Here is a 13,839-nt window from a genome sequence, read left to right as displayed (position 1 = left end):
CGCATGGGCGTTGGTATGCGCAGGTCGTTGCTCTCTCTGTTCGTCGTCGCCTTGCTCGGCGGTTGCCAATTGGGACCGTCTCCGAGCCAGCTCGGCCGTGTCGAGCCGGTCGCAGCTTTGCCTCAGCCGGGTCCGACGGTGTCGCCGGCCGAGAGCGCCATCGGCGCGCGCGAACATCAGCGCGTCCTCGCCCAATATGGCGGCGTATACAGCGATCCCGACGTGCAGCGCGAGACCGAGCAGATCGTCAAACGCCTCGTCGAAGCCTCCGACGAGCCGGGCCGCAGCTACCGCGTCACCATTCTGAACTCGCCCGTCGCCAATGCCTTCGCGCTGCCCGGCGGCTATGTCTACGTCACCCGCGGCCTGCTCGCGCTTGCCGACGACCGCGCCGAGGTTGCCGCCGTCCTGTCGCACGAAATGGCGCATGTCATCCTGAAGCACGCCATCGCGCGCGCCCAGAAGGCCCAGACGAGCGAGCTCGTGGAACGCGTCGCAACAGACGTCCTCTCCGATTCCAAGGCCGGGCAGTCCGCGCGTCTCAATTCGCGCATGACGCTTGCGAGCTTCTCCCGCGATCAGGAGGCCGAGGCCGACAGAACTGGCGTGCAGATCGCCGGCCGCGCCGGCTACGACCCCTTCGCGGCCTCCCGCTTCCTCGACAAATTGCAGCGCTATGCGGCCTTCCGCTCGGCAAGCGGCGAGAAGGACGATGCGCAGAACTTCCTGTCGTCGCATCCGGCGGCGCTTGAGCGGCGCGCGCTCGTCGTCAAGGCGGCTCGTCAGTTCGGGGCGCCGGGCGTCGGCGAACAGGGCCGCATTCCCTATCTCAAGGCGATCGACGGCCTCGTCTACGGCGACGATCCCTCGGAAGGCTTCGTGCGCGGCCGCGAATTCCTGCATCCGCGCCTCGCGATCGGCTTCAAGGTGCCCCCGCAATATCGCCTGGAAAACACGCGCGAGGCGGTTCTCGCCGCTGCCGGCCGCGATACGGCGATGCGCTTCGACGGCGTGAAGGCCACTGAAAATCAGAGCCCTGAATCCTATCTCGCCTCCGGCTGGATCAACGGTCTGGAAGAAGGATCGATCGAGCCGCGCACCGTCAACGGCCTTCCCGCCGCCGTCGCCACGGCCGTCGCGGGCGACTGGCAGTTCCGCATCGGCGCGATCCGGCTCGGCAGGTCCATCTATCGCTTCATCTTTGCCCAGCGCGGCGGTTCCGGCGACATCGACGCGGCCTTGTCGCAGACGCTTGCAAGCTTCCACCGGCTCGACCCGGCGGAGGTCGCGCGCCTGCGCCCGCTCAGGATCGATCTCGTCATCACCAATCCCGGCGACACGGTGCAGAGCCTCGCCACCCGCATGAAGGGCGTTGAACGAGGCGAAGAGCTTTTCCGCATCCTGAACGGCCTCTCCGACGACGAACCCATCGGCGCCGGCCGCATGGTCAAGGTCATCTCAGACTGAGGCACCTGATTGAGGCACGGGCGCTGCTCCCGGTCTCCCGGCAGCTTCGTCCCTTGCTTCAAGCCAGAAATCGCTCAGGTTGACGCCGTCCAGCCCGGACGGCTGCGGGGATCAGGCCGCGGCGAAACCGGCAAAAGCTGAGGCGACCCGCTCATAGACGTCGCGCTTGAACGGCACGATCAGTTCCGGCGTCCGCTCCAGGCGCTCCCAGTTCCATTGCAGGAATTCTGCCTTGTGGCCGTCATGCGGACCGATATCGATTTCCGCCTCGTTCCCCTCGAAGCGGAAGGCGAACCATTTCTGCGTCTGGCCGCGATAGCGCCCCTTCCAGACGGAGCGGCAGAGTTCTTCCGGCAGATCGTAGTGCCACCAGAGGGGCGATTCGGCGAGAAGCGTGACGGAGCGCATCGCCGTCTCCTCGTAGAGCTCGCGTTTGGCCGCCTCCAGTGGCGTCTCGCCACGGTCGATACCGCCTTGCGGCATCTGCCAGGCATAGCCAGAGGAGACACTCTCCTCGCCGCCCGTCCTGCGCCCGACGAAGACGAGCCCGTCGGCATTGAAGACGGCCAGGCCCACGCACGGACGATAACCTTCGAGCGGCTCCGCAAAGCCGGTTTCATGCAACATTTTTTCGTTCATTCCTCTTGCTGCGCCAGCGCGCTCACCGGCACGAACGCGATCCCGCGCGCCTCCGCCTCGGGGATCCATTCTGCCAGCGCGGACACCGTCGACGGGAAGGCGGAGGCCACGCCGACGGCGCGCCCCTTCTGCCGCGCGATCGCCTCCAGATCGTCGAGCGCCTTTGCAATCAGGGCCGGCTGCCTTTGCTCGTCGATGATCCGGTCGGCCACCACGACGGGCGTGCCGAGCGACGGGCCGAGCCGCGCCGCAACGCTCAGATCCGAACTGCCGTCGTCGACATAAAGAAGGCCGCGCTCGCCGAGATTGGCGAGAAGCGGCCGCATCGCATCCGCCTCGGCCGTGAACCGGCCGCCGAGATAATTCATGATGCCGGTATAGCCACCGGCCCGGCTCAAAATCCACGCCAGACTGTCGGCATTCGCCCCGCTTTTCGCACTGACGAGGAGCGTATGCTCCCCCGGATCGGTGCTCGGATAGCCGAAAGGCTCCATCGGCGCCTGCAGCAGGATTTCATGGCCGTCGGCGCGCGCATCGCCGGCCCAGCGATTGAGGCTCGATCCGGTTGCTGCGAAGGCGAAGGTGACGTCGCTCGGCAGGGCCCGGATGGCGCGCTGCGTGCCCGTCTGGCTGATGCCGAGCCCGCCGACGACGATGGCGATATGCGGCTGGTCGGGCGCCAGATAGGCCGGCCGCGCATAGGCTTCGCGCGGCATCGTGCCATCGTCGCCGATGCGCGGCAGAGGCCCGTAGGCGGAGCTTTCCTGCAATTCCGGAAGCGGCGCGCCGGCGAAGAAGGCAGTGCTCGATGGCGCCTGCTGCAAGGCCGCCTGCATGCGCTCGAAATCCGTTTGCGGCTCGGAAGACGCGGCAGGATCAGGCTGTGCTGGGTCGGTGAAGAGAGAGGCCGCATTCGACGGGGCGCTCGCTCCCGCCTGCGTCTCCCAGCCGGGAGCGGCAAGCGCCTGGCGGCGCGCATCCTTGAGGGACGTCTTGTCGATGCTGCCGGTCGTCTCGGGTCCGGCCCCCTTCACTTCGGCAACCGCGACGGCGCGCCCGCCATCGGGATCATCGACGAGCGCCGTCCACATCAAGGCGGTGACGAACACCACGCCGGCGAGAACCAGCGGGACATAGAAAAGCCAGCGCAGCACTCCCTTTCGGGCCGGCCGCGCCGGGCGTTTCAAAGGTGCATTGAGCTCGTCGGCCGCCATCGATTCCCGTCGGCTGGCTCATGCAGCGGGGCGAAATGCCCCGCTGATTCGTCAGTTAGGTATACCCTGGGACGGGTCTGCCGGAAACCGGTTGTTGACCTGGATGCCGCGCAGAAGATCGAGCGCATATTGCAGCTGCTTGTCGTCCTTGGCGTCCGCCGGGACATAGGCCGACGCCGCGGAGACCTTCTCCTCCTCGCCGTCCTCGCTCGACAGATGGCCGCGCAGATTGGCCTCGCCCGTCGCTTCCTCGCTGCCCTTCAGCTCTTCCGGCAGCTCCTGCACGACCTCGATGTCCGGCTCGATGCCCTTGGCCTGGATCGAGCGGCCCGAAGGCGTGTAGTAGCGCGCCGTCGTCAGCCGGATGGCACCGTTGCGGCCGAGCGGAATGATCGTCTGCACCGAGCCTTTGCCGAAGGAGCGCGTGCCGACGATCGTCGCGCGGCGGTGGTCCTGCAGCGCACCGGCCACGATCTCCGAAGCCGAGGCGGAAGCGCCGTTGACGAGAACGATGACCGGCTTGCCGTCGGCCTTGTCGCCGGCCCGCGCCGTCGCACGCTGCACGTCGTCTTCCTTGCGGCCGCGCGTGGAGACGATCTCACCCTTGTCGAGGAAGTCGTCCGACACGGCGATCGCCTGATCCAGAAGACCGCCCGGATTGTTGCGCAGATCGAGGATATAGCCCTTGAGCTTGTCCTTGCCGATTTCCTTCTTCAGCTCGCTGAAGGCGTCGTTGAGGCCGTCGGCGGTCTGTTCGTTGAACTGCGTGATGCGGATATAGCCGACATCGTCCTCGGCTCGGTCGCGCACCGAGCGCACCTGAATGATGTCGCGGATGATCTTGATCTCGAGCGGCTTCTCGACGCCCTCGCGGCGGACCGTCAGCGTGATCGGGGAATTCACCGGACCGCGCATCTGATCGACGGCCTCACGCAGCGATAGACCGGCGATCGGCTCGCCGTCGAGATGCGTGATCACGTCGCCGGCGCGCACGCCCGCTTTGTCGGCCGGCGTATCTTCGATCGGCGTCACGACCTTGATGAGGTCGTTCTCCTGCGTCACCTCGATGCCGAGCCCGCCGAATTCGCCGCGCGTCTGCACCTGCATGTCGCGGAAGCTCTTCGGATCGAGATAGCTCGAATGCGGATCGAGCGAGGTCAGCATGCCGTCGATCGCCGCTTCGATCAGATCCTTCTCCGAAGGCTCCTCGACATAATCGCTGCGCACGCGTTCGAAGACGTCGCCGAAAAGGTTGAGTTGGCGGTAGGTTTCAGAGGAAGCGGCCGTCGCCGAACCGGTCTGTCCGACTTGCACGACAGCGCCCATGGCCACCGCGCCAACCACCGCACCTGCGGCCAGCAGGCCCATCTTACGCATCATCCTCGAACCTCTTTTTGCTCGCGCCGGTCCCACCACGGATCCGGGTCGATCGACCGTCCATCCTTGCGAAACTCGACATATAGAACGGGCTGGGCGGAAGTGTGGTCAATATCACTAAGGCTTGCAAGCCGCTCCGCACCCATAACCGCGACCGGCTCCCCAGCCAGCACGAACTGGCCAAGTGCCACATCTATGCGCTCAAGCCCAGCCAGAACAACATGATATCCGCTCCCGACGTTCAGGATCAAGACCTGCCCGTAGCTGCGGAAGGGTCCCGCATAGACGACCCAGCCATCGGCGGGTGAGACAACACGCGCACCCGGGCGTGTGGCGATCGAAATTCCCCCGGCATGTGCCCCGAATTCGTCCTTTTCGCCGAAATGCGTCAGTATCGGGCCCGCCGCCGGCAGCGGCAAAATCCCGCGTGCCTTGTCGAACTCCACGGCCGGCGCCATGCGCGCCGTATCCTGGAGATCGCGCGCCGCCTCTTCGGGCGTCTTGTTGCGGGCAGCTTCCTCGGCCCGTCGCGCCTCTTCGGCGGCCCGTGCCGAGGCCTCGACCTCTTTTTCCAGCGAGCCGATCAGGTCTTCGAGCCCGCTCGCATCCTCGGCGAGCGCGGCCGCTTTCTTCTGTTCGTCGGTGAGTGCGGCCTCGGTTCTCTGGCGCTGCTCTTTCTTCGATTCGATCAACAGATTGATGCGCGTCTGCTCTTCGCCGAGCGTCGCATATTGCTTCTTCAGATCCTCGTGCTCTTCTTCGATCCGGGCCTTGAGCTGCGTGAGCTCGGCGAGATCCGCGGCAAGCGCCTCCGCCTCCACGCGAATATCCGGCAGAACGGCGCCGGCGAGGATCGAACCGCGGATCGCCTTCAAGGCATCCTCCGGCCGAGACAGGATCGGCGGCGGCGGCGTGCCGCCCATGCGCTGCAAGGCCGCAAGCACTTCGCCCAGAACTTCGCGCCGCGCTTCCAGCGACTGCCGCACCCCGTCCTCGTTGGCCTGCAGCCGGTCGAGCCGGATCTCGGTTTCCTGGATGCTGTTTTCCGCCCGGCGCAGCCGTTGCGCCGTCGCAATCAGCTCGCTGCTGAGCTTCGCCCGGTCTGCCTCCACCGTCTCAATCTCGCGGCGGAGCGCTTCCTGGCGTTTCTTGGAGACTTCGATCGAACGCCGCACCGCTTCGAGCTCGGCCGCCCGCGCCCGGCGTCTGGCTTCGGCGGACAGGGACATGCCCCCCTCCGTCACACCTTCGTCCGTAACCGCCGCCTCGTCCGGCACCTCCGTCTCGGTGGCGAAACTCGGCCCGAAGGCGAGCGGCAGCCCGGCGCAGACGAGCACCGCTGCCCGAATGCCGTTCCTCAGGATCCGCGCCCGATATGTCGGAGAGTGATTCGTCACCGTCTCACGATGCCAGTCGATCAAGGCCTTGCGCCACGCCTTTTGGAGAGACACCCACGCACGCCCGTCCGGTCAAGTGCGTTCTCGCAGGCGTCTTTCACACGCCCCGGCCCCTCATGCACGGCGAAACCTCACGCCCGGTGATAAGGATGCCCGCTCAAGATGGTGACGGCCCGGTAGACCTGCTCGGCGAGCATGGCACGGGCGAGCTTGTGCGGCCATGTCATCCGCCCGAAGGCAATGGCCGCGATCGCCTCCTGGCGCAGGCCCGGATCGAGCCCGTCCGGCCCGCCGATCACGAGACAAAGGCCGGAAACGCCCTTTTCCGCCTCGCCGCCGATGAGCCCGGCGAAATCTTCCGATGAGAGATTGCGGCCCGTCTCGTCGAGCGCGACGATCGGGTATCCGGCCGCAAGCTTTTTCAGGCTCGCAGCTTCCTCCGCCTTGCGGTCGTCTGCCCTCGAGGCGGAGGATTCGGCAATTTCGCGCACGCTGATCCCGCTGATACCAACGGAACGGCCGGCTTTGCCGACCCGCTCGAGATAGCGGGCCGCAAGGTCGGCTTCGGGTCCGGCCTTCATCCGGCCGACCGCGAGAACAAGGATCTGCAACGCGTGTAACCCGGCCTACTCAGCCCTGGACGCGGCGCTCCGCATAGGGCTCCGCCGACCACATCTTTTCCAGATTGTAGAACTCGCGAACTTCCGGACGGAAGACATGGACGATCACGTCCCCGGTATCGATCAGCACCCAGTCGCAATGGGGCAGCCCTTCGACGCGGGGAATGTTATGGCCGAGGCCCTTGAGCTCGCTGATCACCCTTTCGGCGATGGCGCCGACATGGCGATGCGAGCGCCCCGAGGCGACCACCATGTGATCCCCCAAAGCGGATTTCCCGGCGATGTCGATGGTCACAACATCCTCGGCCTTCGCATCATCCAGGCTCGAGAGGACGGTTTTCAGCTCATCCGCCGCTATAAGGTTGGCGCCGGCATGAGACGCGTGAGGCGCAAACATCGGAATGCTCGCCTCGCTCTGGCTAGTAGTCAGGAGTAAGATCCTCTTTCCTTCCTGCCGTGAATAGGCCGGGCCAAAAGTAAGCCACATGCCTACGGTGACGTTGTGTCACCCCTTAAAGATAGAAACGACACCATGACGGTTTCAAGTCCAATCTCTCCTGGAGAGGCCTGTCATGGACGATGTGACGCGAAAAATCGCGCTTTCCGGCATAGCCTTAGCGCAAGTCAGCCGCTCGCGGCCCGCAAAGCCGTCGACGAAACCGGCGTGCGCGGACCGGGCAGGACGACGAAGGCGGGCGCTCTCAGGTCGGCGAGGCAGGCCGCCGATTCGTTGCCCTGGCGATAAGGTGCGAGAACCCGCGCTGCCGGCGCGGCCAGCGGCGCGCTCAAAGACCCCGGCCGCGGGACGATGGCGATCGGCACGCTCGCGGCGATCTCCTGCCAGCTTTCCCACAGATGAAAGTTCTGGAGATTGTCGCCGCCCATGATCCAGACGAAGCGCGTCGCCGGCTCGCGCGCCGCAAGTCGCGTCACGAGATCGGCCGTGAAGCGGATGTGCCAGCGGTTTTCGATCGCCGTCACCTTGAAGCGCGGATGGCTGGCAATCCGCGCCGTCGCTTCCAGGCGCTCCCGCAGCGGCTTTAAGCCATGCGGCGCCTTCAACGGATTGCCCGGCGTCACCAGCCACCACACCTGATCGAGCTGCAAAAGCCGCAGCGCCCGCAGCGCCACCTGCCGGTGCCCGATATGCGGCGGATTGAACGAGCCGCCATAAAGCCCGATCCGCTGCCCCCGCCCATGCGGCGGGAGGCCCTCGTAAATCCGGCTGTCGCGGGCGATATGGATCGAACGGGAGATCGTTGCGCCTCGCGCCTAGGGCCGTGTCTGGCCGCTGCCATAAACGCAGTATTTGAAGCTCGTCAGCTGCTCCACGCCGACGGGCCCGCGCGCATGCATCCGCCCCGTCGCGATGCCGATCTCCGCGCCCATGCCGAATTCGCCGCCATCGGCGAATTGGGTGGAGGCGTTGTGCAGCACGATGGCGGAATCGACGAGCGCCATGAAACGGCGGGCGGCCGCCTCATCCTGCGTGATGATCGTCTCCGTATGCCCAGAGCCGTAGCGGGCGATATGCTCGCTCGCCGCCTCGACGCCGTTCACCACCTTCACGGCGATGATCTTGTCGAGATATTCCTTCGGCCAGTCCTCCTCGCTCGCCGCATGGGCCTGCGGGAAGAGCGCCCGAACGCTCTCGTCGCCGCGGATCTCGCAGCCGCCCATCGAAAGCGCCGACAGGATCGGCTCGAGATGCGTCTTGGCAACGGCCTGGTCGACGAGAAGCGTCTCCGCCGCCCCGCAAATGCCCGTGCGCCGGAGCTTGGAATTGACGGTCACGTCCACCGCCATCTGCAGGTCTGCCGCCTCATGCACATAAACGTGGCAGACGCCTTCCAGATGCGCGAAGACCGGCACGCGTGCCTCCTTCTGCACCCGCTCCACCAGGCTGCGCCCGCCGCGCGGCACGATGACGTCGAGATTGCCGGCAAGGCCTGCGAGCATTTCACCGACGGCCGCACGGTCGCGCAGCGGCACGAGCTGGATCGCATCCTCCGGCAGCCCGGCGACGCGCAGCCCCTCGCTGAGGCAGGCATGGATCGCCGAAGAACTCTCGAGCGAATCCGAGCCCCCGCGCAAGATGACGGCATTGCCCGCCTTGAGACAGAGCGCGCCCGCATCGGCGGTGACGTTCGGGCGGCTTTCATAGATCACGCCGATGACGCCGAGCGGCGTGCGCACGCGCGAAATCTTGAGCCCGTTCGGCCGCTCCCAGGAGGCGATTACGTCACCGACCGGATCGGGCAGCGCCGCCACCTCTTCAAGGCTCTTCGCAATCGCCTCGATGCGCGCCGCATCGAGCTTCAGCCGGTCGAGCATCGCCGGCGCGAGACCCTCCGCCTCGCCGCGCTGCATATCGCGCGCATTGGCCTCCAGAATTTCGTCGGCCCGTCCGCGTACGGCATCCGCCATCGCGCGAAGCGCCGTATTCTTCTCGTCCGTCGTCGCAAGCCCAAGCGGTCGCGAAGCCGCGCGGGCACGAATGCCCATTTCAGCCATCAAGGCAGCGGCGTCGTTGTTCTGTCGCAGGGCTGCGAAAACCATCTTCGTCTCCACGTTTTTGGAGGGGAACAAGTGCTGTTAGCGCGGCAGGCGCAAGAGGGGCAAGGTTTGCCGCTCACGTCTCTCGGAGCACGAGATCGTCGTGATGGACGATCGCCGAGCGCCGCACATAGCCGAGAATTTCGGAGATCTCCTTAGATTGGTGCCCGATGATCTGCGCCGCTTCGTCGGCATCGTAGCCGACGATGCCACGGCCGATCTCGATCCCCTCAGGATCGACGAGAAGCACCGTATCGCCGCGGGCGAAATGACCGGAAAAACCGCTGACGCCCGGCGGCAGCAGCGACCGCCCCGCCCTGAGCGCCTTCACCGCACCCGCATCGAGGCTGAGCGAGCCCTTCGGCTCCAGATGCCCCGCAATCCAGGCTTTTCGTGCCGTAGCGGGCGTCGTCTGCGGCCGGAACCAGGTGACGGGCGCCCCGCTGTCGATGCGCGTCAGCGGATTGAGGTGATGGCCGGAGCCGATCACCATGGCGGCGCCGGCCGCGACCGCAATCTTCGCCGCCTCGACCTTGGTGCGCATGCCGCCGCGCGACAATTCCGAGCCGGCGTCGCCTGCCATCGCCTCGATCTCGGGCGTGATCGCCGTCACCTCGGGAATGAGATGGGCATTGGCGTCCTGCGCCGGAGGGGCCGAATAAAGCCCGTCGACATCCGACAAGAGCACCAGAAGATCGGCGCCGACCATCGCCGCGACGCGCGCCGCCAGCCGGTCGTTGTCGCCGTAGCGGATTTCGGTCGTCGCCACCGTATCGTTCTCGTTGACGACCGGCACGACGGCCATCCCGAGAAGCGTCGTCAAAGTGGCGCGCGCATTGAGATAGCGCCGCCGCTCTTCGGTGTCGCCCAACGTCAGGAGCACCTGCGCGGCATGGATCTCGCGCGTCTGCAGCTCCTCTGCCCAGGCCTTTGCCAGCGCGATCTGGCCGACGGCCGCCGCGGCCTGCGCCTCTTCCAGCTTGAAGCGCCGGCCGTTGAGGGAAAGCCGCCCGCGCCCGAGCGCGATGGCCCCGGACGAGACGACGAGGCATTCCGCCCCCTCCAGGCGCAAAGCCGCGAGATCGGCGGCCAGCGAACCGAGCCAGTCGCGGCGCACGCCGCCGCCGCGCTCCACCAGAAGGGCGGAGCCCACTTTGACGACGATGCGCTTGTAACCCGATAGCTTTCTCATTGCCCCCTCGCCCGGCTCCCGGCACCGCAGCCGGCCCCCCCGACGCTTGCCCACGCTCCCACGCCGGGCAAAACCCGTCTCATCAAAGAACGCGCCTCATGAGAGCGGCGTCCATTCGCCGTCCTCTTCCGCGTCCTTCTTGCCGCCGCGCGGCAGCGCCGCAAGGCAGGCGTCGAGAACCTCCGAGACGCCTTCGCCCGTCCCGGCAGACACCAGGAACGGCTCTTTGCCCGACGCGTCGACGATCTCTGAAATCGCCACCTCCCGCGCGCCCTCGTCGAGAAGGTCGACGCGCGACAACGCGACAATGACCGGCTTTTCGGCAAGACCGTGGCCGTAGGCGTTAAGTTCTTCGCGCACCGTGCGATAGGCGGCCGCGGGATCGCCCGAGGCATCGACGAGATGCAGAAGCGCACGGCAGCGTTCGATATGGCCTAAGAACCGGTCGCCGATCCCCGCCCCGTCATGCGCGCCTTCGATCAGGCCCGGAATGTCCGCGAGCACGAATTCGCCGCCCTTGTGGCGCACGACGCCGAGATTGGGATGCAGCGTCGTGAAGGGATAATCGGCGATCTTCGGCTTTGCCGCCGAAACGCGGGCAAGAAACGTCGACTTTCCGGCGTTCGGCAGACCGACGAGCCCGATATCGGCGATCAGCTTCAGGCGCAGCCACACCCACATCTCCTGGCCTTCCTGGCCGGGATTGGCACGCCGCGGCGCCTGGTTGATGGAGCTCTTGAAATGGATGTTGCCGAAGCCGCCATTGCCGCCATGGAGAAGCTTCACCCGCTCGCCGACATGGTCGAGATCGGCGAGAATCGTCTCGTTGTCTTCGGCAAAGACCTGCGTTCCGACCGGCACCTTCAAGACCACGTCCTTGCCGCCGGCACCGGTGCGGTTGCGGCCCATGCCGTGGCCGCCGCGCTCCGCCTTGAAATGCTGCTGGTAGCGATAGTCGATGAGCGTGTTGAGCCCGTCGACCGCCTCCAGCCACACATCGCCGCCGCGACCGCCGTCTCCGCCGTCCGGCCCGCCGAATTCGATGAACTTTTCGCGCCGGAACGAGACGGATCCCGAACCGCCGTCGCCGGAGCGCAGATAGACCTTCGCCTGGTCGAGGAACTTCATGGCGTTCTGCCTCCAACGGTCTCAAATTCGGACCGGGTCACCTGCATGTCGTCGACATCGACGTCACTGTCGCGGGCCCGGCAATAGAGCGAATAGCTGCCCGACTTCGTAAAGCCGAGCTTTTCCAGAACCCGGCGCGAGGCGGGATTGTCGACGAAGACACCCGCCCCCACCCTCTCGGCCGGCGCATCGCCGCCGAAACCGGGTCGATCGAAGATCGCAGCCACCGTCGCGGCCAGCGCTTCCGTCGCATACCCGCGCCCCCAGAACGGCCGGCCGACGAAATAGCCGAGACGCGGCATCTTGCGCGGCGGCGTGCCCGATCCGGCGCGCTTCACCGTCACCTCGCCGACGATCTGCTTCCCGCAGAGCATCGTGAGATGGTGAAAACCCTCGTCCTGCTCCACCTGCTCGGAGCGCTGCACGAACGGCCAGGCCGGCATCGCCAGCATGCGCACCACCTCCCAATCGTTCTTGAGGTGATCGAGGGTGGCGAGATGACGGGTGCGCTTCGGCGTCAGAACGAGCCGTTCGGTGGTCAAATCGCTGAGCGGTGAATGCATCGTCTCGTCAACCTTGCGGGCCAGAACCTTGCGGCCTCTTCTGAGATTTCGGCAAAGGCCGGCGGGCGCCCCCTGCCCGGCAGCACCCGAGGCGGGCGAACCGCAAAACAGGGCCCCGAATCGAAAAGGGGAAGCGGTCGCCCGCTTCCCCTTCATCACTTGCGCTGGATCGGCGGGAGGCCGCGTCGCAACGCAGCTATTCGGCAGCCTCCACCGGCGGCAGCACCGAAATATAGGTGCGCCCCTTGAGGCCCTTGTGGAATTCCACGCGTCCGTCGGTCAGCGCGAAGATCGTGTGGTCCTTGCCAAGCCCGACATTCTGGCCCGGATGCCACTGCGTGCCGCGCTGGCGAACGATGATGTTGCCGGAGACGACCGCTTCGCCACCGAACTTCTTGACGCCGAGGCGCCGGCCAGCGGTATCGCGGCCGTTTCTCGAAGAGCCGCCTGCTTTTTTGTGCGCCATGGTTACTTCTCCTTCGATTCGTCAGCGAGGGTCTTGGCCTGCGCGACCCAATCCTCGTTTTCGGCCTTGCCCTTGAGCTTCAGAGCCTCGTCCAGCTTCTGAAGGTCGTCCTTCGAAAAGCCGGCGATCTGGTCGTAGCGCGTGACGCCGGCCGCATTCAGCTTCTTTTCCATCGCCGGGCCGACGCCGCTCAGCTTCTTCAGGTCGTCCGGCTCGCCCGCCGGCGCCTCGAAGACGGCACCGTCCGTCTCGGCGTCCTTGGCAGGCTTCTTGGCTTCCGCCTTTTCGGCCGCTTTCGTCTCGGCCTTCGTCTCCACCGGGGCGTCCGCCTTCGTCTCGGCCGGCTTCGCCTCGTCCTTCGGCGCCGCCTTCTTCGCCTTCGAAGGCTTCTTGCCGTCGGTCAGGATGTCGGTCACGCGGATGAGCGTGTAATCCTGGCGATGGCCGTTCTTGCGGCGCGAATTCTGCCGCCGGCGCTTCTTGAAGATGATGACCTTGCGGCCGCGCGTATGCTCCACGATTTCCGCGGTGACGGCGGCGCCGCCGACAAACGGCGAACCGATCTTCGGATCGCCCTCGCCGCCGACCATGAGCACCTCTTCGAAGGTGACCGTGTCGCCGGCATCGCCTGCGAGCTTTTCGACTTCCAGAAGCGTATCGGCGGCTACGCGATATTGCTTGCCGCCGGTTTTGATGACTGCGAACATTTCGTCCTCAATTCCCGTCCTGGCGGTGGCCCGCCGGATCGGCTTTTTGTTCAGTCTGAACCGGTTGATATGGGGCCGCTTGCGGCCAAAGCAAAACGGCGCCGGGCAAAGCCCACGCCGATATGTGCCGCATAAAGATCAGCAGGCCCCGAAAGTCAAGACCGCCGGCACCTTGAGCCCCCCTGAAGGCGCCCTCGTGAGCCCCCTACGGGCTTTGTCTCTGGCGGTTCCCTTTGCCCCCCTTTGTGCACGATCCATGCGGGCGGCTCTTGCAGGCGGCTCCTGCGGACGGCCCCGGTGGACGGCCTCGTGGACGGCCCTTGTGAAGGCCCCTACGCACTGCCCCCCACGGCGGACCGCCCCTCCGGGCGCTTTGCGTCCGACCTCCCCGCGCGTCCTCTCTATACCTCCGCTCGAGCCGCCCTTCAGGGTCCGATTAGAAGCAGCAAGACCGCCTCGAAACGTGGCAACGGCCCCGGAACGCCGCGCCGACAAATGCCGATCTTGCGACAG

14 protein-coding genes are annotated in these 13,839 nt (G+C 66.1%); 1 reads left to right on the top strand and 13 read right to left on the bottom strand.

Annotation, left to right across the window (positions count from 1 at the left end; translation table 11 throughout):
• Window positions 1-15 precede the first annotated feature (15 nt).
• Complete coding sequence (locus tag EO094_RS06055) at window positions 16-1,467, top strand: M48 family metalloprotease (protein WP_128291342.1); 1,452 nt, start codon at window positions 16-18, stop codon at window positions 1,465-1,467.
• Between the two features lie 111 nt (window positions 1,468-1,578).
• Here EO094_RS06055 and EO094_RS06050 read toward each other — a convergent pair whose 3' ends face one another.
• The 13 genes from EO094_RS06050 to EO094_RS05990 form a co-directional block, all read right to left on the bottom strand.
• On the bottom strand, window positions 1,579-2,106 hold the full coding sequence (locus EO094_RS06050) for an RNA pyrophosphohydrolase (protein WP_246008373.1): 528 nt from the start codon (window positions 2,104-2,106) through the stop codon (window positions 1,579-1,581).
• Window positions 2,103-3,320, bottom strand: a complete 1,218-nt coding sequence (locus EO094_RS06045; protein WP_128291341.1) for a divergent polysaccharide deacetylase family protein — start codon at window positions 3,318-3,320, stop codon at window positions 2,103-2,105. Before EO094_RS06045 ends, EO094_RS06050 begins: the two co-directional genes overlap by 4 nt.
• Before the next feature lie 51 nt (window positions 3,321-3,371).
• On the bottom strand, window positions 3,372-4,700 hold the full coding sequence (locus EO094_RS06040) for a S41 family peptidase (protein WP_128291340.1): 1,329 nt from the start codon (window positions 4,698-4,700) through the stop codon (window positions 3,372-3,374).
• Complete coding sequence (locus EO094_RS06035) at window positions 4,697-6,094, bottom strand: murein hydrolase activator EnvC family protein (protein WP_205649831.1); 1,398 nt, start codon at window positions 6,092-6,094, stop codon at window positions 4,697-4,699. The genes EO094_RS06040 and EO094_RS06035 overlap by 4 nt, the downstream gene beginning before the upstream one ends.
• A gap of 131 nt (window positions 6,095-6,225) precedes the next feature.
• Window positions 6,226-6,705: a 23S rRNA (pseudouridine(1915)-N(3))-methyltransferase RlmH gene (gene rlmH / locus EO094_RS06030; protein ID WP_128291339.1), complete on the bottom strand. Its 480-nt coding sequence runs from the start codon at window positions 6,703-6,705 to the stop codon at window positions 6,226-6,228.
• Between the two features lie 19 nt (window positions 6,706-6,724).
• Complete coding sequence (gene rsfS, locus EO094_RS06025; protein ID WP_092810605.1) at window positions 6,725-7,111, bottom strand: ribosome silencing factor; 387 nt, start codon at window positions 7,109-7,111, stop codon at window positions 6,725-6,727.
• Between the two features lie 227 nt (window positions 7,112-7,338).
• Window positions 7,339-7,935: a nicotinate-nucleotide adenylyltransferase gene (locus tag EO094_RS06020; RefSeq protein WP_342772733.1), complete on the bottom strand. Its 597-nt coding sequence runs from the start codon at window positions 7,933-7,935 to the stop codon at window positions 7,339-7,341.
• Between the two features lie 51 nt (window positions 7,936-7,986).
• Complete coding sequence (locus EO094_RS06015; RefSeq protein ID WP_205649830.1) at window positions 7,987-9,273, bottom strand: glutamate-5-semialdehyde dehydrogenase; 1,287 nt, start codon at window positions 9,271-9,273, stop codon at window positions 7,987-7,989.
• A gap of 73 nt (window positions 9,274-9,346) precedes the next feature.
• Window positions 9,347-10,462, bottom strand: coding sequence for a glutamate 5-kinase (gene proB, locus EO094_RS06010; protein WP_128291337.1), 1,116 nt, complete (start codon window positions 10,460-10,462; stop codon window positions 9,347-9,349).
• A 96-nt stretch (window positions 10,463-10,558) separates the two neighbouring features.
• A complete protein-coding gene (gene obgE / locus EO094_RS06005) occupies window positions 10,559-11,590 on the bottom strand; it encodes a GTPase ObgE (protein ID WP_128291336.1) in 1,032 nt (343 codons plus the stop codon).
• Window positions 11,587-12,153 (bottom strand): GNAT family N-acetyltransferase, encoded by a 567-nt coding sequence (locus tag EO094_RS06000; protein WP_164879565.1) that lies wholly within the window; start codon window positions 12,151-12,153, stop codon window positions 11,587-11,589. The genes obgE and EO094_RS06000 overlap by 4 nt, the downstream gene beginning before the upstream one ends.
• 196 nt (window positions 12,154-12,349) lie before the next feature.
• Window positions 12,350-12,619, bottom strand: a complete 270-nt coding sequence (rpmA, locus tag EO094_RS05995; protein ID WP_092810591.1) for a 50S ribosomal protein L27 — start codon at window positions 12,617-12,619, stop codon at window positions 12,350-12,352.
• A 2-nt stretch (window positions 12,620-12,621) separates the two neighbouring features.
• Complete coding sequence (locus tag EO094_RS05990; RefSeq protein WP_128291334.1) at window positions 12,622-13,326, bottom strand: 50S ribosomal protein L21; 705 nt, start codon at window positions 13,324-13,326, stop codon at window positions 12,622-12,624.
• Window positions 13,327-13,839: the final 513 nt, after the last annotated feature.

Source organism: Afifella aestuarii, assembly GCF_004023665.1.
GTDB classification, from domain to species: domain Bacteria; phylum Pseudomonadota; class Alphaproteobacteria; order Rhizobiales; family Afifellaceae; genus Afifella; species Afifella aestuarii.
This window is presented reverse-complemented; position numbering and strand designations above follow the sequence as displayed.